The organism is Streptomyces sp. NPDC002889 (assembly GCF_042888425.1).
Lineage (GTDB): Bacteria > Actinomycetota > Actinomycetes > Streptomycetales > Streptomycetaceae > Streptomyces.
In genome coordinates this window covers 1-18,262 of the sequence record NZ_JBIAPT010000023.1, presented here as the reverse complement: position 1 = coordinate 18,262, position 18,262 = coordinate 1, and the positions used below count along the sequence as shown (strand labels likewise).

Annotated in this window: 16 protein-coding genes, 2 pseudogenes and 1 riboswitch; of the genes and pseudogenes, 15 read left to right on the top strand and 3 right to left on the bottom strand. The window is 70.6% G+C overall.

What is annotated here, in order from left to right:
- Window positions 1-68 precede the first annotated feature (68 nt).
- From ACFYWI_RS29275 to ACFYWI_RS29205, 15 genes and pseudogenes are all read left to right on the top strand, one after another.
- Window positions 69-263: a hypothetical protein gene (locus ACFYWI_RS29275; protein WP_389238219.1), complete on the top strand. Its 195-nt coding sequence runs from the start codon at window positions 69-71 to the stop codon at window positions 261-263.
- Between the two features lie 260 nt (window positions 264-523).
- Complete coding sequence (locus tag ACFYWI_RS29270) at window positions 524-847, top strand: hypothetical protein (RefSeq protein WP_389238217.1); 324 nt, start codon at window positions 524-526, stop codon at window positions 845-847.
- Window positions 844-1,359 (top strand): TetR-like C-terminal domain-containing protein, encoded by a 516-nt coding sequence (locus tag ACFYWI_RS29265; RefSeq protein ID WP_389238215.1) that lies wholly within the window; start codon window positions 844-846, stop codon window positions 1,357-1,359. Before ACFYWI_RS29270 ends, ACFYWI_RS29265 begins: the two co-directional genes overlap by 4 nt.
- A gap of 138 nt (window positions 1,360-1,497) precedes the next feature.
- Window positions 1,498-1,931, top strand: a pseudogene (locus ACFYWI_RS29260) (EamA family transporter); the annotation flags it as partial.
- A 367-nt stretch (window positions 1,932-2,298) separates the two neighbouring features.
- Window positions 2,299-4,749 carry a SpoIIE family protein phosphatase gene (locus ACFYWI_RS29255; RefSeq protein ID WP_389238213.1) on the top strand — a complete coding sequence of 817 codons (2,451 nt, stop codon included), beginning with the start codon at window positions 2,299-2,301 and terminating at the stop codon, window positions 4,747-4,749.
- Between the two features lie 335 nt (window positions 4,750-5,084).
- A complete protein-coding gene (locus ACFYWI_RS29250) occupies window positions 5,085-7,091 on the top strand; it encodes a SpoIIE family protein phosphatase (RefSeq protein WP_389238211.1) in 2,007 nt (668 codons plus the stop codon).
- Window positions 7,092-7,327: 236 nt separating this feature from the next.
- Window positions 7,328-7,440, top strand: a riboswitch (SAM riboswitch).
- A complete protein-coding gene (locus ACFYWI_RS29245; RefSeq protein WP_389238209.1) occupies window positions 7,437-7,628 on the top strand; it encodes a putative leader peptide in 192 nt (63 codons plus the stop codon). (Overlaps the previous riboswitch by 4 nt.)
- Window positions 7,629-7,757: 129 nt before the next feature.
- Window positions 7,758-8,933: an LLM class flavin-dependent oxidoreductase gene (locus ACFYWI_RS29240; protein ID WP_389238207.1), complete on the top strand. Its 1,176-nt coding sequence runs from the start codon at window positions 7,758-7,760 to the stop codon at window positions 8,931-8,933.
- 18 nt (window positions 8,934-8,951) lie between these two features.
- Complete coding sequence (locus tag ACFYWI_RS29235; protein WP_389238205.1) at window positions 8,952-10,349, top strand: NtaA/DmoA family FMN-dependent monooxygenase; 1,398 nt, start codon at window positions 8,952-8,954, stop codon at window positions 10,347-10,349.
- The gene (locus ACFYWI_RS29230) at window positions 10,346-10,471 is read left to right on the top strand and encodes a hypothetical protein (RefSeq protein WP_389238203.1); all 126 of its coding nucleotides are present in this window, start codon (window positions 10,346-10,348) and stop codon (window positions 10,469-10,471) included. The genes ACFYWI_RS29235 and ACFYWI_RS29230 overlap by 4 nt, the downstream gene beginning before the upstream one ends.
- A gap of 14 nt (window positions 10,472-10,485) precedes the next feature.
- Complete coding sequence (locus ACFYWI_RS29225) at window positions 10,486-11,613, top strand: LLM class flavin-dependent oxidoreductase (RefSeq protein ID WP_389238201.1); 1,128 nt, start codon at window positions 10,486-10,488, stop codon at window positions 11,611-11,613.
- A gap of 236 nt (window positions 11,614-11,849) precedes the next feature.
- Entirely contained in the window at window positions 11,850-12,302 is a 453-nt protein-coding gene (locus ACFYWI_RS29220; protein ID WP_389238199.1) for a YbhB/YbcL family Raf kinase inhibitor-like protein, read from the top strand.
- Between the two features lie 168 nt (window positions 12,303-12,470).
- Window positions 12,471-14,159, top strand: coding sequence for a response regulator transcription factor (locus ACFYWI_RS29215; protein WP_389238197.1), 1,689 nt, complete (start codon window positions 12,471-12,473; stop codon window positions 14,157-14,159).
- 160 nt (window positions 14,160-14,319) lie between these two features.
- The gene (locus ACFYWI_RS29210; protein ID WP_389238195.1) at window positions 14,320-15,705 is read left to right on the top strand and encodes an FAD-binding oxidoreductase; all 1,386 of its coding nucleotides are present in this window, start codon (window positions 14,320-14,322) and stop codon (window positions 15,703-15,705) included.
- Between the two features lie 179 nt (window positions 15,706-15,884).
- Complete coding sequence (locus ACFYWI_RS29205) at window positions 15,885-16,130, top strand: hypothetical protein (RefSeq protein WP_389238192.1); 246 nt, start codon at window positions 15,885-15,887, stop codon at window positions 16,128-16,130.
- A gap of 168 nt (window positions 16,131-16,298) precedes the next feature.
- Here ACFYWI_RS29205 and ACFYWI_RS29200 read toward each other — a convergent pair whose 3' ends face one another.
- From ACFYWI_RS29200 to dnaK, 3 genes and pseudogenes are all read right to left on the bottom strand, one after another.
- Window positions 16,299-17,300, bottom strand: coding sequence for a zinc-dependent alcohol dehydrogenase family protein (locus ACFYWI_RS29200; RefSeq protein WP_389238190.1), 1,002 nt, complete (start codon window positions 17,298-17,300; stop codon window positions 16,299-16,301).
- Window positions 17,301-17,341: 41 nt separating this feature from the next.
- Complete coding sequence (grpE, locus tag ACFYWI_RS29195; RefSeq protein WP_389238187.1) at window positions 17,342-17,983, bottom strand: nucleotide exchange factor GrpE; 642 nt, start codon at window positions 17,981-17,983, stop codon at window positions 17,342-17,344.
- Window positions 17,980-18,262: pseudogene (dnaK, locus tag ACFYWI_RS29190) on the bottom strand (molecular chaperone DnaK); the annotation flags it as partial. The gene grpE and the pseudogene dnaK, both read right to left, overlap by 4 nt.

Genomic DNA, 18,262 nt, shown 5'->3' with positions numbered 1-18,262 from the left:
CGGCCCTCATTGAGTGAGGAGAGATGGTTGGTGCCGCAGCGGTACTGCTGTCGCAGCGGGGGCAGCGCATGGCGGCAGAGCTCATGTTGGACGTGGCGTCCTTCAAGTTCGATAAGCACATGACGAACTACGAGGAGACCATCGACTACACCTCGTGGAACGAGTACGAGGACGTCATTCTCGAGACCGATCCTCACTCGGTCATCGATTTCGAGAGGGAGGTCGTCGATCAGATTCGGTCAGCCTTCAAGGCTGTGGGGTAGCACACAGCAGGGAGATCCGGGACGTATGGGTGCGCGAGGTCATGCCCGTTGTCGGCCTCGGTTGGCGCGAAGGCTTGCCCGGGAGCTGAAGGGTGGCCAGAAGTCCAATTAGGCGCGGAAGGCCCGCCTGTAGCCAAGCATCCGGAGATGGGCAACCTGCACTTTACCAATGAGTGGGAGCAACGGGTCTACACAGTGCTTCGAGAGCGGCAGGTTGCGCTCCTGTACATCGAGACGATCGGCATCCTTCCGCTGCGGGCATGCGGGTCGTCAGGCACATCTTCGAGCCGGATCTGCTCGTGACGTACAAGGGCAGAACTGGAGTGATCGAGATCGACGACCCGCACGACAAGGGGCGCCGATCTGACGATGCCAGCCGTGAGCGGCTGCTGCGCAATGCCAGCATCAAGCACATCGACCGCATCGACGTGCGGGACTCCACAACCAAAGCCGAGGTGGAGAAGTTCGTCGAGACCTTCCTCAAGCACCTGACGGCGTGTGCCGGTTCTCACGGGGTGGGGGTACCCCGCCGATACATCGGCGGGGTCAACTCGGCCACTCTCAGCAAGGTTCCCTTTTGGTGAACGCCTCCAGCAACGAGGCCGCCCGCCTGTGGGAGACCAACGCTCGCGCAGCCGCGGAGTCTGCCGCCTGCGTGCTCAGCACCGGCGTGCGCCGGCTGCCCCGACGCACGCACCCGCGCCACGGTGCCGCGACGACGACGTCGCCCCCGCTGGGCGGCCTCCCCAGTGAACCGACACCAGGCCTGCCTCTTCTACGAGGTCAGGGCGGCCTGCCCCCGTTGGGGACTGCGGCAGGCCATCGGGTCTTCGCCGACCGGTTCCGGCGGGCCGAGCCCGTGATCACCCGCGCCGTCGAGCGGGGCGAACTCCCGGCGGAGACCGATCCGGTCGAGCTGCTCAAAACGCTGGCCGCACCGATCTATTTCCGGTTGCTGGTCAGCGCCGATCCGATCGAGGAGGGCACCGCCGACCAGGCCGTACGGATCACGCTCGCCGCCGCCCGCGCCGGCGCCCTGACACAGAGCTCCGCCGTAGCCGTCAACGCGACCGAAGCGGACGCCGGTCAGGCATGAAGGGCAGCGTGCTCGCCCCACGCGTACAGTGCCGCCACAAGGGCGTCCAGACCGGTAGGCAGACACAGGCCAACGGGTGCCCTTCACCATGGTCGCGGCCAGCACAAACATCGGACTCATTCATCTAGCGGTGGGGGTGGCCTGTTCTTCCCGCTGCTGTTCGCCGCCGCCGAACGGCTCCCCGGCGGGGTGGCCGCCTCCACGCTGAGTGCGGTGCAGCCACGGGTCGTGGCGGTCCTGGCTGCGACGGGCTTCACCAAAGCCCGTCGGCCTGGAGCTTCGCGTGGAAGATCGCGGGCATCGGGGGTGTCGGCTGGTAGTCATCGGCCCTGACGCGGGATTCGAGGCGGTTGGGATTCTGGCAGGTCTCGGCGGTGCCGGTGTGATGGCGCTCGGCGTGACGCTCACGAAACGCCGGGGGCGCGCCCGGACGGTGTCCGCCCGACGGCATTCGCGGGCTGGCAGCTCGCCGCGGGCGGCCTGTGACATTCCTGTTCGAGGGCGCGCCGCCCGCCGTTGACGGGCCCGGGTACCTCTGGCTCGGCCTGATCGGCGGCCTGCTCGCCTCGGCGGGGCGCCGTGGAGGCAGACACGACGCAATCCGGGCTGCCTGCGGCCTGGCTCGGCACACTGTGGCCCGCCGTGATGGTGCCGACTCGGCCCGAGATGTGGTCGGGTTACTCGATGATGCTGTCGAGGCCCGTCCGGCCCCAGCGCGGATCGTGCGGCGGGCGGGTTCCGTGCCCGCCGCGGCGAGCATCCTCGTCGTGACCGACCACCCCCGAACCGGCGCGGCTGACCTCGTGATGCATAGCCTGGGCGCGGTTCCGGGGTTACAGCCCCACACGTCCGCAGACCGGGCCGAAGGAGCGCACCGCTGTTGCGCGGGCCCGGTGGCAGGCGGATTCTGGACGTGATGAAGCGGGCCGGTGGGGCGCCATGAGCGCAGGGAACGAAGCAGCCGGGAACGGCGATTTCCGCGGCCCCCTGGACGTCACCAGGGCAGCCACGATGGTGCTCGACAGCCGGGACACCGTCATTGGCTGGAGTCCCGCGGCAGAGGCCCTGCTCGGCTACCCCTCGCACGAGGTCATCGGGCGGCCACTCGACACAATCCTGGGCCCCGCGACCGAGTCCCACGAGGCCCGCGCACCCGTCGAACGTTCGGCCCGAAGCAGCGCAGCCCCGCCGTTCGAGGACAGTGACGCACGCGTCGCCGTCCACCGCGACGGCCACCACCTGATGCTCGCCACCGTGAGCTGCCCGCTGTCCTGCGGGGGAGTGGCCGAACGTGTCCTCGTGGCGGCAGAGCGCGACGGGCTCATCCTGTGGGAATCCCGGCTCGCCATGCTGCACGGTCTGGCCACCCAGTCGCCCGTGGGCCTCGCCATCCATGACACCAACCTCCACCTGATCTGGTGCAACGCCGCGTATGAAGAGGAAATCGGGCTGCCGTTCGCCGCGTTCCGCGGCAAGCGCGGCGATGAGCTGTACCCCGACGGAAGGTTCGTGACGCCGGGATATCCGGAGACGCTCGACGCGGTCATCCGACACGTACTGGAGACCGGCGAGCCGTTCCTCGATCTGCACTTCCGAGGGCAGCAGCCCAGCGACCCCGGGGACGATCACCTGTGGTCCTGCTCCTACTACCGGCTGCAGGACCCTGACGGCTATGTCTTCGGCGTGTGCGAGGACGCCTTCGACATCACCGACCGCTACAAGGCCCAGCAGCAGCTGAATCTGCTCGTCGAGGCGGGCCGGCACGTCGGCACCACGCTGGACGTCGTCGTCACGACCGAGGAGCTGGCGGAGGTGGCGGTCCCAGCATTCGCCGACCACGTCGAGGTCGACATCGCTGCCGCGGTACTGGAAGGGGAACTGCCGGGGGGCGCCGCCGCGGTGGGGACGGACCTGATCCGCACCGCCTCACGCTCGGCCTCGGCCGACGGCGCGGCAGAGGCCGTGGGGCGGCGGTTTCGCCCGCCTCGCCCCGTGGCCCACCCGGCCGGTTCGCCCCAGCACCGCAGCCTCGCCTCGGGCGGGCTCGTCCTGGACGAGAACACCCTGGTCGTGCCGCTGCGAGGCGGGGGCAACGCGCTGGGGCTGGTCACCTTCGTCCGCAGCAGCGGGCCGGGCATCTTCGACAGCGGGGCCGTCGCCCTGGCGGACGAGCTGGTCACCCGGGCCGCGGTGTGCATCGACAACGCCCGCCGCTTCACCCGCGAACGCGCTGCGGCCCTGGCCCTCCAGCGCCAGCTGCTCCCACAGCACCTGCCGCCGAACTCGGCGGTGGATCTGGCTCACCGCTACCTGCCCACGGACGACCTGACCGGAGTGGGCGGAGACTGGTTCGATGTCATTCCGCTGTCCGGAACGCGCGTCGGCCTCGTGGTCGGGGACGTGGTGGGCCATGGGCTCCACGCGGCGGCCACCATGGGACGGCTGCGTACGACCGTGCGGGCGCTCGCCCCGTTGGACCTGCCTCCTGACGAGCTTCTCAAACGGCTCGACGATCTGGTGGGGCAGTCCGCGGAGGACCGCAAGGACGTCGTCGGTGCGTCCGGCGACGACGCGGGCGACGACGAGGCCACCGGGGCGACCTGCCTCTACGTGGTCTACGACCCGGTGTCGCGGCACTGCACCATGGCCCGCGCGGGTCACCTGCCGCCCGCGATCGCCTCTCCCGACGGCAGTCTCACCTACCCGGACCTGCCGGCCGGCCCGCCACTGGGTCTGGGCGGGCTGCCGTTCGAGTCCCTCGAGATCGAACTGCCGGTGGGCAGCCTGGTGGCGCTCTTCACGGACGGTCTGGTGGAGTCCCGAGACCGGGACGTCGATGAGGGGATGGAGACCCTGGGCAGGATCCTCGGCGACGACCGCGGCTCGCTGGAGGACGTATGTGATCGCATCGTCTCGGAACTGCTGCCGGCAAGCGTGACCACCGATGACACGGCGCTGCTGCTGGTCCGCACCCGCGAGCTCGACAGCCGCAGGGTTGCCGCCTGGGACCTGCCGGCCGAACCGGTCGCGGCCGGCCAGGCCCGGGAACTGGTCGCAGGACGCCTGCACGACTGGGGGCTGGAGGAACTGGTCTTCTCCACCGAGCTGATCGTCAGCGAGTTGGTCACCAACGCCGTCAGGTATGCCGAGGGCCCGCTGCACCTGCGGCTCATTCATGACCGCACGCTTGTGTGCGAGGTCGCGGATGCCGGCCACACGTCCCCGCATCTGCGCCAGAGCGCGGAGGACGACGAGGGTGGGCGCGGACTGTTCATCGTTGCCCAGCTCGTCCAGCGATGGGGAACACGATACGGCCGTTCGGGCAAGACCATCTGGACGGAACAGGCGCTGCCCCGGCCGGACGACGGAACGGGCGGCCCGCCCGCGTGAGGCGGCCGGCGGCACGCCGCCCCGACTCTCCGGGTCGAGACGGCGGGCCGGCCCGCGGGTGGAAGGCGCGGCAGCTCGTGAGGAGACGACCCGCGCACCAGGTCGTGCGGGCAGGACGCTCCCGGCATCCGCAGCCCGTGCAGGGGAGTCGCCGTAATGTCCGAAAGGTGGATGACAGGCAGAATTGCTTAAGGAGCCCGCCCGTCGTCCTGCGGGGGCGGACTCAGCCACCGCGTGCCTCGGGTGGAAGGGGACATCGGGTGCCATCGGAACGACCGGGGGGCGAGCAGTCTCCTGGCCCGCTCTGGTCGGAGCCAGGGCCACTGCTAGGGCACGTGGCCGTGGCCGTGTTCGGCATGGACGAGGACGGCCGCATCTGTTACTGGGGTCCTGGCGCACAGAGCCTTTTCGGACACGGATCCGCGGCAGTGCTGTCCAAGCCCGCCGCGGCCCTGTTTCCCGATCCGCCCCGGGGAGACCCGGACGCGGCCACGCGGTTGGCGGAGCGAGGCCGGAACCTGGGGTACTGGCGCGGCCGTCTGCCGGCAGTGCATCGGGACGGCACGGTCTTCGACTGCGGTTTCCGGGTCTTCCCCGTGACCGGCTCCAGCGGCCGTTCGGTGGTCATGGGCCTGGCGAGCAGGGGCGACGAGCTCGACCGGGTGAAAACCAACCTCGCCTTCCTCGACGCCCTCTTCGAGACCTGCCCCATCGGCTTGGTCATGCTCGACAAGGACTTGAGGTACATCCACCTCAACCAGGCGCTGGCCGACATGGACGGCCTCCCGATCGCGGACCATATCGGGCGGCCCATGGAAGAATTCATGATCACGTCCGACGGCGGCGAGTACCAGCGCATGCTCCGGGCCGTCGCCGATGAAGGCCTGTCCGTCGTGAGTACTCTGGTGGGTCTGCGCACGCCAGGCCATCCCGATCGTGACCAGGTGCGGTCGGTCAGCTTCTTCCCCCTGAGCCAGGCCGGCGACACGCGGCCCGGAGTGGGCGGGCTGCTGGTGGATGTCACCGACCGGGAGCAGGCCATCGTGGAAGCCACAGCCGGCCGGCAGCGGCTGGCTCTGCTGGACCGGGCAGCGGCGCAGATCGGCACCACCTTGGACGTGGACGTCACCGCCCAGGAGGTGGTCGAGACCGCGGTTCCGGACTTCTCCGACGCGTCCGTCGTGGAGGTCGTGGAGTGGCTGGACGAGACCGACGTGTTCAACCCCGAACTCCCGCTGGTCACCCGACGGATCGCGGCCAAGACGATCCTGCCCCCACCCGCCACCGAACTCGTGAGCGGACTGGAGACCGTGACATACCCGCCGGGCTCCGCCATCCACGAGATGCTGCGAACGGGCCGCCCCGTCTCCGTCACGGTGAACGACGAGTTCATGACCCGTACAGTCATCCACCAGGCCCGCGCCCAACTACTGCTCGACAGTGGCCTGACCTGCATTCTCATCGCCCCGCTCATTGCCCGCGGCACGGTCCAGGGACTCACCATGTTCGGCCGCTCCGCCGCCAGACCGGCCTTCACCGAACAAGACCTCAGCCTCGCGAGCGAGCTCGCCTCCCGCGCCGCGCTCTGCCTGGACAACGCACGTCTGTACAGCCGGATCCAGGACATTGCGCTCACGCTCCAACGCGCACTGCTCCCCACCGCGCTGGCGACGAGCCCCTATGTGAGCGTCGCCCACCGGTACCTCCCCGGCAGCCGTATCACCGAGGTCGGGGGCGACTGGTACGACGTGATCAATCTGCCCGGCGACCGGGTGGCACTCGTCGTCGGGGACGTCATGGGACACGGCGTGCCGGCCGCCGCGGCCATGGGAAGGCTGCGCATCACCGCCAAGGCACTGGCTCGTCACCGGGAACCCGAGGATCTGCTCACGGAGCTCGATGCCTGTGCCCAGGAAGCCGGCATCGAGCTGGCGACCTGCCTCTACATCGTGTACGACCCCGCGACCGGCAGAGCGCGGATCGCCAACGCCGGCCATCCGCCGCCTCTGGTGCGCCGGCCGGACGGCACGGTCGAGACCGTCGGGGACGTGCTGGGTGTCCCTCTCGGCGTCGGCGGCATCCCCTTCCGAACGACCGGGATCGACCTGCGCGAAGGCTCCACCCTCGCCCTGTACACCGACGGCCTCATCGAAGCCCGCGGCCAGGACATCGAAGAGGGCATGGACGCGCTCCGCGGCCAACTGCACCAGGTGTCAGGTCCGTTGGAAGCGGCTGCGGACCGCATTATTTCGAACCTGCTGCCTGCCGCGCCGACCGACGACACGGTGCTCGTCCTCGCCCGGGTCCGCCGCGCTCCGGCGCCTGGCCGAGATCATGAGTGAACGCGCCCTGCGCGCCCGGGCAGCGATCCCGGCCGCACGACGAGGGCGGCCATGGTCCGACCGGGAACATCTCACTGACGCATCATCAACTCCGTTTCGCAGCAGTGCCGGTGGACTTGGGTGACAGGCGTCGCAGCCAGGCCGTTGCACCGTGGCGAGATGGGGTCGCGGCGGGACGGCGGCCATGATCCGCGGGCATTGCGCGGCGCTGCCGCCTCGCGTAACGTCCACAGGCAGGTGATGAGTGTCAGCGTCAAGCCCTGGCTTGCTGTCCGGCAACCCTCCCGCGGTGGGGGTGCTCCAGGTGACGACCAGGCGGAGCCCGTCCGGGGTTCCGCAAGCGCGATGCCCGGCGGTTTTCCTGTGAAGCGCCGAGCCGGAAAAGCGGAGGTGACGGTCGTGCCGACGGTGTCCTGCCCGCCCCTCGTGGTCGGCGCCCTGCGCCTCATGGTCATCACCCCGTGCCACCAGGTTCATCTCTACTCCCGGCCCCATATCGACCTGCATCGCGTGGCCGGCGCTCTCTGTAGTTCCTGACGTCCGCTCCCCGCACCGGCCCTTACGACGAGGGCCGGTGATGACCTGTCGGTCGATCAGGAAGGCACCTTTTCCGTGTCCTCAGCTTTTTCTTCCCCTTCTTCGCCGTACCCTCCGCTGCATCTTGCCGTGGCGCTCGACGGCGCCGGCTGGCACCCGGCTGCCTGGCGTGAGCCCGTGGCCCGGCCCCGTGAGCTGCTGACCGCCGACTACTGGACCGACACGGTCACCGAGGCCGAACGCGGTCTGCTCGACTTCGTGACGATCGAGGACGCGTTCGGGCTCCAGTCCTCCCGCTCGACGGAGCCCGACGGACGCACCGACCAGGTCCGCGGACGACTGGATGCTGTCCTGATCGCCGCTCGCGTCGCCCCTGTGACCCGGCACATAGGACTGGTACCGACCGTGGTCGCCACCCACACAGAGCCGTTCCACATCTCCAAGGCCATCGCCACGCTGGACCATGTGAGCACCGGCCGAGCGGGTCTGCGGGTACGAGTGTCGCCGAGGCACAACGAGGCCGCGCTCTTCGGTCGCCGTACGTTCCCCGCCTTCGGCACCGACGATCGGGACACGCCGGCCGAGACCGGGTTGACCACCGAACTCTTCGACGAGGCCCGCGACCACGTCGAAGTGGTACGCCGACTCTGGGACAGCTGGGAGGACGACGCGGAGATCCGTGACGTCACCACGGGTCGCTTCATCGACCGCGACAAGCTGCACTACATCGACTTCGAGGGCAGGCACTTCAGCGTCAAGGGCCCATCCATCACCCCTCGGCCTCCCCAGGGCCAGCCCATCGTCAGCGCCCTGGTGCACCGAAGCGTGGCGTTCCGGTTCGTGGCGCGTTCTGCCGACATCGGGTACGTCACCCCGCACGACACCGAGGAGGCCCGCGCCACCGCCGCCGAGATCCGCGTCGAACAGGCGACGGCCGTGCGTGAGCAGGAGCCCCTGCACATCTTCGGTGATCTGCTGGTGTTCCTCGACGACGCCCCCGCGACGGCGGCGGCACGCCGGGACCGACTGGACGGCCTCGCCGGTTACCCGTACACCAGCGACGCGAAGATCTTCACAGGTACGCCGGGCCAGTTGGCGGATCTGCTCCTGGAATGGCGGCACGCCGGGCTGTCCGGCTTCCGGCTGCGTCCCGCAGTGACCGGCCACGACCTGCCGGCGATCACCCGGGGGCTGGTGCCCGAACTGCAGCGCCGTGGCGCCTTTCGGCGCACCTACGAGAGCCACACCCTGCGCGGGCTGCTCGGACTCGCACGCCCCGCCAACCGTTACGCCGCCACCGTCTGAGCCGGAGGAACCTCGGCCATGAGTACATCACCGGACAAGCCGCTCAAGCAGATCCACCTCGCGGCCCACTTTCCCGGCGTCAACAACACCACTGTCTGGAGCGACCCCCGGGCCGGCAGCCACATCGAGTTCAGCTCGTTCGCGCACTTCGCACGGACCGCGGAACGCGCCAAGTTCGACTTCCTCTTCCTCGCCGAAGGGCTGCGGCTTCGTGAACAGGGCGGAAAAATATACGACTTGGATGTAGTAGGACGGCCTGACACCTTAACCGTGCTGTCCGCCCTCGCTGCCGTCACCGAACGGCTCGGACTGACCGGCACCATCAACTCGACCTTCAACGAGCCCTTCGAAGTGGCCCGGCAGTTCGCCAGCCTCGACCACCTCTCGGGCGGGCGCGCCGCCTGGAACGTCGTCACCTCCTGGGACTCCTTCACCGGCGAGAACTTCCGGCGCGGTGGCTTCCTGCCGCGGGAGGAGCGGTATTCCAGAGCCAAGGAGTTCCTGACCACCGCCACCGAACTGTTCGACTCCTGGCGCGGTGACGAGATCGTCGCCGACCAGGCGGCGGGCACCTTCCTGGGGGACGCGCGGGCCGGAGCCTTCGTCCACCAAGGCCAGCACTTCGACATCGCCGGCCGGTTCGACGTCCCGCGCAGCCCGCAGGGACGCCCCGTCATCTTCCAGGCCGGCGACTCCGACGAGGGACGCGAGTTCGCCGCGTCGAGCGCCGACGCGATCTTCAGCCGCCACGACACCCTGGACGCCGGCCGGGAGTTCTACTCCGACGTCAAGGGCCGCCTGGCGCGCCACGGCCGGGCACACGACCAGCTGCTGGTCCTGCCCGCCGCGACCTTCGTGCTCGGCGACAGCGATGCCGAGGCGCAGGAACTGGCCCTTGAGGTACGGCGGCAGCAGGTCAGCGGACAGACCGCGATCAAGTACCTGGAGCACGTCTGGAACCGGGATCTGTCCGGCTACGATCCGGACGGACCGCTGCCCGACATCGACCCGGCTCCCGGCGAGAACACCGTCGCCCGCGGCCGGGCCGGCGTACGGATGGTCCGCGACCCGCTCGCCGTCGCCAAGCAGTGGCGCGAACGCGCCCAGGCGCAGAACCTGTCCATCCGCGAACTGGTCATCGAGACCACCGGCCGCCAGTCGTTCATCGGCTCACCGGCCACCGTCGCCGGGACCATCAACACCCTCGTCCAGTCGGACGCCGCCGACGGGTTCATCCTCGTCCCGCACCTCACCCCCGGCGGCCTCGACCCTTTCGCCGACACCGTTGTCCCGCTGCTCCAGGAACGGGGTGTCTTCCGGCACGACTACACCGGTACGACACTCCTCGACCACCTGGGACTGGCCGAGCCCGCCCCCGGCGGCGCGGAGCGCGAGACCGCTCGGGGGACGTCGTGAAGTGGGACCGCGACGCCGGGAGCCACAAGGTGTTCCGGCGGATCCGGCGCGAGAACGAGGTCACCGCCTCGCCGCGCGTGCCGAGCGCTGCCGGCGCCGGGGCCGAACTCACCTACTGCTGAGGAGAATTCCGATCGTGTCCCGCCCACCCCTCGGGGTCCTCGACCTCGTCCCGATCTCTTCCGGCTCCACGGCCGCCGAGGCACTGCGCAACAGCATCGACCTCGCTCAGCAGGCCGAGCGGTTCGGCTACGCCCGATACTGGTTCGCCGAGCACCACCTCAACCGGGGTGTCGCAGGGACCTCACCCGCTGTCGTACTGGCCCTCACGGCCGCCGCGACCTCATCGATCCGGCTCGGCTCGGGAGCCGTACAACTCGGCCATCGCACCGCCCTGTCCACCGTCGAGGAGTTCGGCCTCATCGATGCCCTGCACCCCGGGCGGCTCGACCTGGGACTCGGCCGCTCCGGCGGCCGTCCCCCGGGAGCCACGGTGGGGCCCGCATCGACCACGACCCCGGTCGTCGACGGGTACACACTAAACGGCCTGAGAATCCCGCCGACATTCTCCTTGGAGCATCTGCTCGGCTCACCGCGTGTCGCACTCCAGCGGCACCTGCTCCAGCAGCCGGGCGCCCGGTCACAGGACTACGGCGAGCAGATCGACGACATCCTCGCGCTGCAGCGCGGCACCTACCGGTCCTCGGACGGCGTCGAAGCGCATGCCGTCCCCGGTGAGGGCGCCGACGTCCAGATGTGGATCCTGGGCAGCAGCGGCGGACAGAGCGCCGACGTCGCCGGGCGCAACGGGCTGCGCTTCGCCGCGAACTACCACGTCAGCCCGGGCACCGTACTCGAGGCCGCCGACGGGTACCGCGCCGCGTTCCGGCCGTCCGACGAACTCGACAAGCCCTACCTGGCTGTCTCCGCGGATGTCGTCGTCGCCGAGGACGACGCAACCGCCCGCGAACTCGCCTCCGGTTACGGGGTGTGGGTGCGCAGCATCCGCACCGCCGAGGGCGCCATCGAGTTCCCGACGCCGGAGCAGGCACGCGCCCACTCCTGGACCGACGAGGACCGGTCGCTGGTGGCCGACCGCGTCGAGACCCAGTTCGTCGGCTCCCCGCAGCGTGTCGCCGATCGGCTCGAACAGCTCCAGGAGGCCACCGGTGCCGACGAACTGCTCGTCACCACCATCACCCACGGCCACGCGGACCGGGTGCGCTCCCACCGGCTCCTGGCCGAGGAGTGGCAACGCCGATGAGCCGGCCCGCGTCATGCGTCCCGTCTCACGGAAGCGGGACCGTCGCCCCCGCCCGGTTACGCCGCCGCCGGACATCCGACCCGCGAAAGTCCTCACGAGGTCGCCCACCGCCTCTGCGAACCGGCCCGCGAAGTGGTCGGGTTCCAAGGCGGGATCGGTCCGGCGCGTTCGGCCGATCAGGTGCATCGGCGACGGCGACCGGTGCCGGCAGGGCTGTTGCGGGTACAGCCCGGCGCATGACCGGAATCGAGCTCGAAAGCGCAGCATTCGGCGACCATTCGGCGATCCCTCGCCGCCACAGCGGGGAAGGGGACGACATCTCACCTCCTCTGACCTGGTCGGCGCCACCCGACGGCACGGCCGAGCTGGTCCTGATCTGTGAGGACCCCGACGCCCCGAGCGGGACATTCCTGCACTGGCTGGTCACCGGGATCGCCCCGGGGAGTTCCGGCGCGGGGGAAGGGGAGGTGCCACCCGGTGGCCAGGAATGGCCCAACGGCTTCGGGCGAGTGGGCTGGGGCGGGCCGATGCCCCCGCCGGGACACGGGGCGCACCGGTACTTCTTCCGCCTGTGGGCCGTGTCGCAGCCGGTTGCCCTGCACGGCCGACCGACGGCGGACGCGGTGCACCGTGCGGTGCAGGACCACGCATTGGCGAGCGGCACCCTTGTGGGCACGTACCAGCGTTGACGCGGCGGAGCCAAGAGGCCCAGGGCGGTTGGGCGAACCCGTTGAGCGGTTCGCTGCCGCGGCCACCGGTGCTCGGCCCCTCCCGGTTCCTGCCGAGCCTGGCGCAGCCGCCCGCTCCTATCCTGGTGAGGGGCGGTCCGGCTCACGGAGAGCGGGAAGGGAGCCGCGGTGACCGAGCAGATCACCAACAGCGAACAGGCGATCGAGCAGGCCAGGGACGCTGTCGCCCGCGAGGCGTGGGCCGATGCCTATGCCGCCTTGCGTGACCTCGACCACGACCGCATGACCCCCGACGACTTCGCAGCACTCGCCGACGCCGCCTGGTGGACCAGCCGCATCGAGGCGTCGGTCGAAGCCCGGACAAAGGCGTACTCCGGCTATGCGGCGGCGGGCGCCGCCCGCCAGGCCGGATTCAGCGCCTGGATGCTCTTCTACGAGCATCAGCTGGCGGGACGTACGGCCGCGGCCTCCGGCTGGCTGCGCCGGGCGCGCCGGCAGCTCAGCAGCGAGCCCGAGTGCGTCGAACAGTGCTATCTCGCCTGGGTCGAGGCGGAGGAGGCACAGCAGCGTGGCGCGTTCGACGAGGCCATGAGCTGTGCCCGCCGCATGGCCGCCATCGCGCGGCGCCGCGGCAGCCCGGATCTTCTCGCCATGAGCACCCAGGCGCAGGCGAGCGTGCTCCTGGCCGAGGGGCGGATCGCCCGCGCGCTCGCGCTGCTCGACGACGCCATGTGCTCGGCCATGGCGGGCGAGCTGAGCTCGTTCTTCACCGGGTGGCTCTACTGCCTGGGCCTTCAGCAGTGCATGGCTTCCGCCGACCTGGAACGAGCCGCCGAGTGGACCGATGCCGCCATGGCGTGGTGCGCGTCGATGCCCGAGGAGAACAACTTCCGGGGCCTGTGCCGCGTGCACCGGGTGGAGGTGCTCGAGCTGCGCGGTGACTGGACCCGGGCCGAGACCGAGGCCGCCCTGACCTGCAGGGAACTGCTGCCCTACGAGGCCAGGACGGCGGCGGAGGTGTTCTACCTGACCGGAGGCATCCAGCGGCGCCGCGGCGAGCTGGCCGCGGCCGAGGCGTCGTACGACCGCGCGCACGAGCTCGGCCGTGACCCGCAGCCGGGCCTCGCGCTGCTGCGCCTGGCACAGGGCAAGGCCGATTCCTCCGCTGCCGCCCTGCGGCTCGCACTGGCCGCCGAGGCAGACGGAGCGGGTGGTGGCAGTGGGCCCGGCCGCCTCGGGCGCTGTCGACTGCTCGCGGCACAGGTCGAAGTCTCGCTCGCCATCGGACAGCTCGACCAGGCCCGTACCGCGGCTGACGAGCTGGAGTCGACCGCTCGCGAATGGCAGCGGCGGCGCGAGTCCGACACCACGGTGCTGCACGCGCTCGCCGCGGCAGCGGGCGGCGCGGTGGCATTCGCCGACCGTGACCTCGGGCATGCGCTGCCGCTGCTGCACCGGGCGCTGTCGCTGTGGCTGGAGCTGGGGGTCCCGTACGAGGCGGCGCAGGCCCGAATGACCCTCGCCGCCGCCGACCGCACGGCGGGGGACGACGAAGGCGCTCGGTTGGAACTCCAGGCCGCCCGAGCGGTCTTCGAACGGCTGGGCGCGGTACCCGACGCGCGGCGGGCGGCGGCTTTGCTCAGCGCGGTGCACCACCGGCTTCCCGGCGACCTCACCGAGCGTGAGGTCCAAGTGCTGCGCCTCGTCGCCGCAGGCCGGACCAACCGGTCCATCGCCTCCGAGCTGGTGATCAGCGAGCACACCGTCGCCCGCCACCTCAGCAACATCTTCGCGAAACTCGATGTGTCCTCGAGGGCCGCCGCCACGGCGTATGCGTATTCCCACGGCCTCACGTGAGGCACCGCATGGGCTGTTCTGCCCATACCGTCTCGGCTCAATGGGCGGTTCCGGCGATGAGCGTCGACCGGCCCCGTGCCTACAACAGTGGCGTCCCCATTCCCCGGAGCTCCCAGGAATCCCCCGAGCCCCCAAGAGACGCGGAAAGCCGGTGGCGGCCATGACCACCTACGCACCAGCCCTCGACGACAAGCGCCTGAACAGACTGCGCGGGGCCGTACGCGGAGAGGTCATCCAGCCCGGTGACCCCCAGTACGACGAGGCCCGCAAGGTCTACAACGCGATGCACGACAAGCGGCCGGCGATCATCGTCCGGGCGCTCGACGTGGGCGACATCGTCGCCACCGTGGACTTCGCCCGGGAGCAGGATCTGCTGCTGGCGGTGCGCGGCGGCAGCCACAGTGTCTCCGGTTACGGCACCTGTGACGGCGGGGTCGTACTCGATCTCGGCCGTATGCGCGGGATCCGGGTCGATCCGACGGCGCGTACGACTCGGGCGGAGGGCGGCTGCACGTGGGCCGATGTCAATCACGCCACGCACGCCTTCGGGCTGGCCACCACGGGCGGGATCGTTTCCAGCACCGGTATCGGCGGGCTGACGACAGGAGGCGGCATGGGCCATCTGGCCAGGCGCTGCGGGCTGGTCTGCGACAACCTGATCTCCGCCGACCTGGTCACCGCCGACGGATCCTTTCTGACCTGCACCCAGGAGCAGAACGCCGACCTGCTGTGGGCAGTGCGCGGCGGAGGCGGGAACTTCGGGGTCGTCGCCTCCTTCGAGTACCGGCTGCACGCCGTGGCCGACATTCTCGGAGGGCCGACCTTCTACCCGCTCGACGCAGACGTGCTGCGCCGGTACCGGGAGCTGATCGCCGATTCCGACGAGAAACTCGGTGCTGTGCTCGTCGTCGGGCTCGGCCCCCCGGTTCCCTTCCTGCCCGAACGCTGGCACGGCCGGCCGCTCTGCGGAGTGGTCACCTGCTGGAGCGGCCCCGAGGACGAGGACGATCAGGTCCGTGCCCGTCTCGCCGGTCTTGGTCCGGTCGTGGGGCAGTACGTCGAGCGCATGCCGTATCCGGTGATCAACACGCTCTTCGACGAACTGCTCCCCGCCGGGCTCTTCCACTACTGGAAGGGCACCTTCAGCCAGGGGCTGCCGGACGGAGCGGTCGACGCCTACGTCGAGTACGGCGCCACGACGCCCACCATCCAGAGCGCGACGGTGGTGTTCCCCATCGACGGTGCCTGTCACAGGGTGGGGACCGACGAGACCTCATTCACCTACCGGGACGCCGACTTCGCGACGGCCCTCAGCCCCACCCTCCCCACCCGCGCCGAGTGCGAGGCCGCGGTCGGCTGGGCGCGCGCCTTCTTCTCGGCGCTCGAGCCCCACTCCCTGGAGGGCGGCTATGTCAACTTCATGGACCAGGACGACCAGGGCCGCGTCCGGGCCAACTACCGGCAGAACTATGACCGCCTGCAAGAGGTCAAGCGGCGCTACGACCCCGGCAATCTGTTCCGCCTGAACCACAACATCGCGCCCTGACCCGAGGACGGCGCTCCCCGGTGCGAATCTGCCGGGGGCTGTGCGGGACGAAGATCATCGAAGTCGCTGCTGCGGCTCTTCGCCCCTGCCCTGCCCTTCGTGACGGAAGAGGTCTGGTCGTGGTGGGCACCGGGCTCGGTCCACCGCGCGCTTGGCCCTCGGCCAAGGAGATCCGGCAATTGGCCGACGGCGCAGACGGCGGGTTGCTGGCGACCGCGTCCGAGGCCATCGCGCTGATCCGCAAGGCCAAGTCACAGGCGCACGTGTCCATGCGAGCCGATGTTGACACAGCCGTCGTCTCCGGCACGCGGGAGGCGCTCGACCGCTTCGCCCTCGTCGACGCCGACGTGCGGGCGGCCGGTCGAATCGGCGCGGTGGAGCAACAGGTGCATGACGGGGCGCTCGCCGTACACGTCAGATTCTGACCGCATGCGACCCACGGCAGCACACCGCTGCCGGGCACGTCCGTAGCGTCCCGGCCGAGCCTCGGGCAGCCGTCGAGCGGCACAGCCCAAGAGGCTCGGCCGGTCGCCGGATGCCGACACGGCGAACGCATTCCGACCGGCGCCATGGCCCCGCCGGGCGGCAGCCGGTCATCGGGGGACGAGCACGGCTACCCCGGTGACCCGCCCGGCCGACAGATCGACCAGGGCCTGGTCGGCCCGCACCATCGGATAGCGGGTCACCCGCACGGTGGGCCGCAGCCGCGCCGCCGCGGCGAGGAAAGCACGGCCGTCCTCCCGGGTGTTGGCGGTGACGCTGCGTACGGTCCGTTCCTGGAACAGGTGCCGGTCGTAGTCGAGCGGGGGTATGGCGCTCAGGTGGATCCCGGCGATCGCCAGTGTGCCGCCTCGGTCCAGGGCCTCGAGCGCCGGCGGAACCAGGCTCCCGGCCGGTGCGAACAGGATCGCCGAATCCAGCGGCTGAGGAGGCGCGTCGGCTCCGGCGGTCACCGCCCCGAGCTCCAGTGCCAGCCGCTGCGCGTCCGGCGAGCGGGTGACGACGTGGACGTCGGCACCTTGGGCGATGGCGAGCTGAGCGGTCAGATGCGCGGAGGCGCCGAATCCGTAAATGCCCAGCCTGCCGCCGGGCGGCAGGTCCGCCCGTTGGAGCGCCCGGTAGCCGATGATGCCGGCGCACAGCAGTGGAGCGGTGTCCTCGTCGCTCCACCCTTCCGGGAGGCGGTAGGCGAACCGGGAGTCCACCAGCATGTGATCGGCGAATCCACCGTGGATGTCCCAGCCGGTGTAGCGGGAGTCGGGGCACAGGTTCTCCTGTCCCTCGCGGCAGTAGCGGCACCGGCCGCAGGTGCCCGCCAGCCAGGCTGCCCCCACCCGGTCGCCGATCTGGAGATCCTGGACGGCCGCCCCGGCGGCGGTCACCTCACCGACCACCTGGTGGCCCGGCGTGCACCGTGGCCTGCGGGGTGCCAGGTCTCCCTCCGCCAGGTGCAGGTCGGTCCGGCACACCCCACACGCACGGACGCGGAGCAGCAGCTCGTACGGCCCGGGCAGGGGAGTGGTGCGCTCCAGCAGCCGCATCGGCGCGGAGGTGACCGGCGCCGGGTGCTCGACCACCCAGGCGGACGTCGTCACAGGGCTCACGGTGCCGTCATTCCGGGCGGGCATGCGGGTGATCAAGAGGGAGCCCGCTCACGCGCGCCTCCTTCCACGCGCCCGACCGGCGGTTCGGCGACAACCACCAGAGCAGGGCGCAGGAGGTGGTCGCCCACCCGGTATCCGGGGCGCAGGACCTCGGTGCAGGTAGGGCGCTCGAGCCGCTCGGACCGGTGGTACGAGACGGCTTCGTGTACGACCGGGTCGAAGGGGTCGCCCGCCGACCCGACGGGCCGAAGGCCCAGGCCCGCCAGTTCGGTCTCCAGTGCCAGGGCCACCTGCTGGAAGCCGCCGGTCACCTCGCCCTGCTCAGTGGCTTCGGCGAGCGCGTCGAGGACGGGCAGGAGCCGGCCGAGGACGTTGGCGACCGCGATCTCGCGGACCGCCAGCCGGTCACGGCGTACCCGCTTGCGGTAGTTGTCGTACTCGGCCTTCAGCCGCTGCAGATCAGCCGTGCGTTCCCGCAGCGCCGCCAGGAGCGCGGCCTCACTGGGCACCGGCTGTGTGACGGCCGGGTCCTGGGCCGATGGCGCAGGGGTGGTCCGGTCCGCCCCCTTCCTACCGGATGCGGCAGGGGTCGGGAGTGGGGCGGGGCCGTCGCCCGGCCGGGCGATCATCAGCGGCGGGCCGGACCGGCCGCGGACACGGGTCGGGCGTTTCATCCCGCGCCTCCCTGCTGCTTGTCGTCGTCGACGATCTCGGCGTCCACCACCTCGTCGGCGCTGTCCGTGGACCGGCCTGTATCAGCACCTGCATCTGCACCCGCGTGACCGGGGCCGCCCGCGGACTGCTGGGCTTTCGCTTCGGCGTACATGGCCTGGCCGAGCTTCTGGCTGACTGCGGCGGCCTTCTCGGTGGCGGTGCGGATCTCGGCGGTGTCCTCGCCCTTGAGCTTCTCCTTCAGCTCGCCGAGCGCGGTCTCCACCTCGCTCTTCACATCG

What these genes read in the sequence shown, in the direction of transcription:
- ACFYWI_RS29270 (WP_389238217.1), top strand. Translation starts at nt 524, where the DNA reads ATGCGGGTCGTCAGGCACATCTTCGAGCCGGATCTGCTCGTGACGTAC.
- ACFYWI_RS29255 (WP_389238213.1), top strand. Translation starts at nt 2,299, where the DNA reads ATGAGCGCAGGGAACGAAGCAGCCGGGAACGGCGATTTCCGCGGCCCC.
- grpE (WP_389238187.1), bottom strand. Translation starts at nt 17,983, where the DNA reads ATGAAACGCCCGACCCGTGTCCGCGGCCGGTCCGGCCCGCCGCTGATG.
- ACFYWI_RS29275 (WP_389238219.1), top strand. Translation starts at nt 69, where the DNA reads ATGGCGGCAGAGCTCATGTTGGACGTGGCGTCCTTCAAGTTCGATAAG.
- ACFYWI_RS29220 (WP_389238199.1), top strand. Translation starts at nt 11,850, where the DNA reads ATGACCGGAATCGAGCTCGAAAGCGCAGCATTCGGCGACCATTCGGCG.
- ACFYWI_RS29235 (WP_389238205.1), top strand. Translation starts at nt 8,952, where the DNA reads ATGAGTACATCACCGGACAAGCCGCTCAAGCAGATCCACCTCGCGGCC.
- ACFYWI_RS29210 (WP_389238195.1), top strand. Translation starts at nt 14,320, where the DNA reads ATGACCACCTACGCACCAGCCCTCGACGACAAGCGCCTGAACAGACTG.
- ACFYWI_RS29245 (WP_389238209.1), top strand. Translation starts at nt 7,437, where the DNA reads ATGCCCGGCGGTTTTCCTGTGAAGCGCCGAGCCGGAAAAGCGGAGGTG.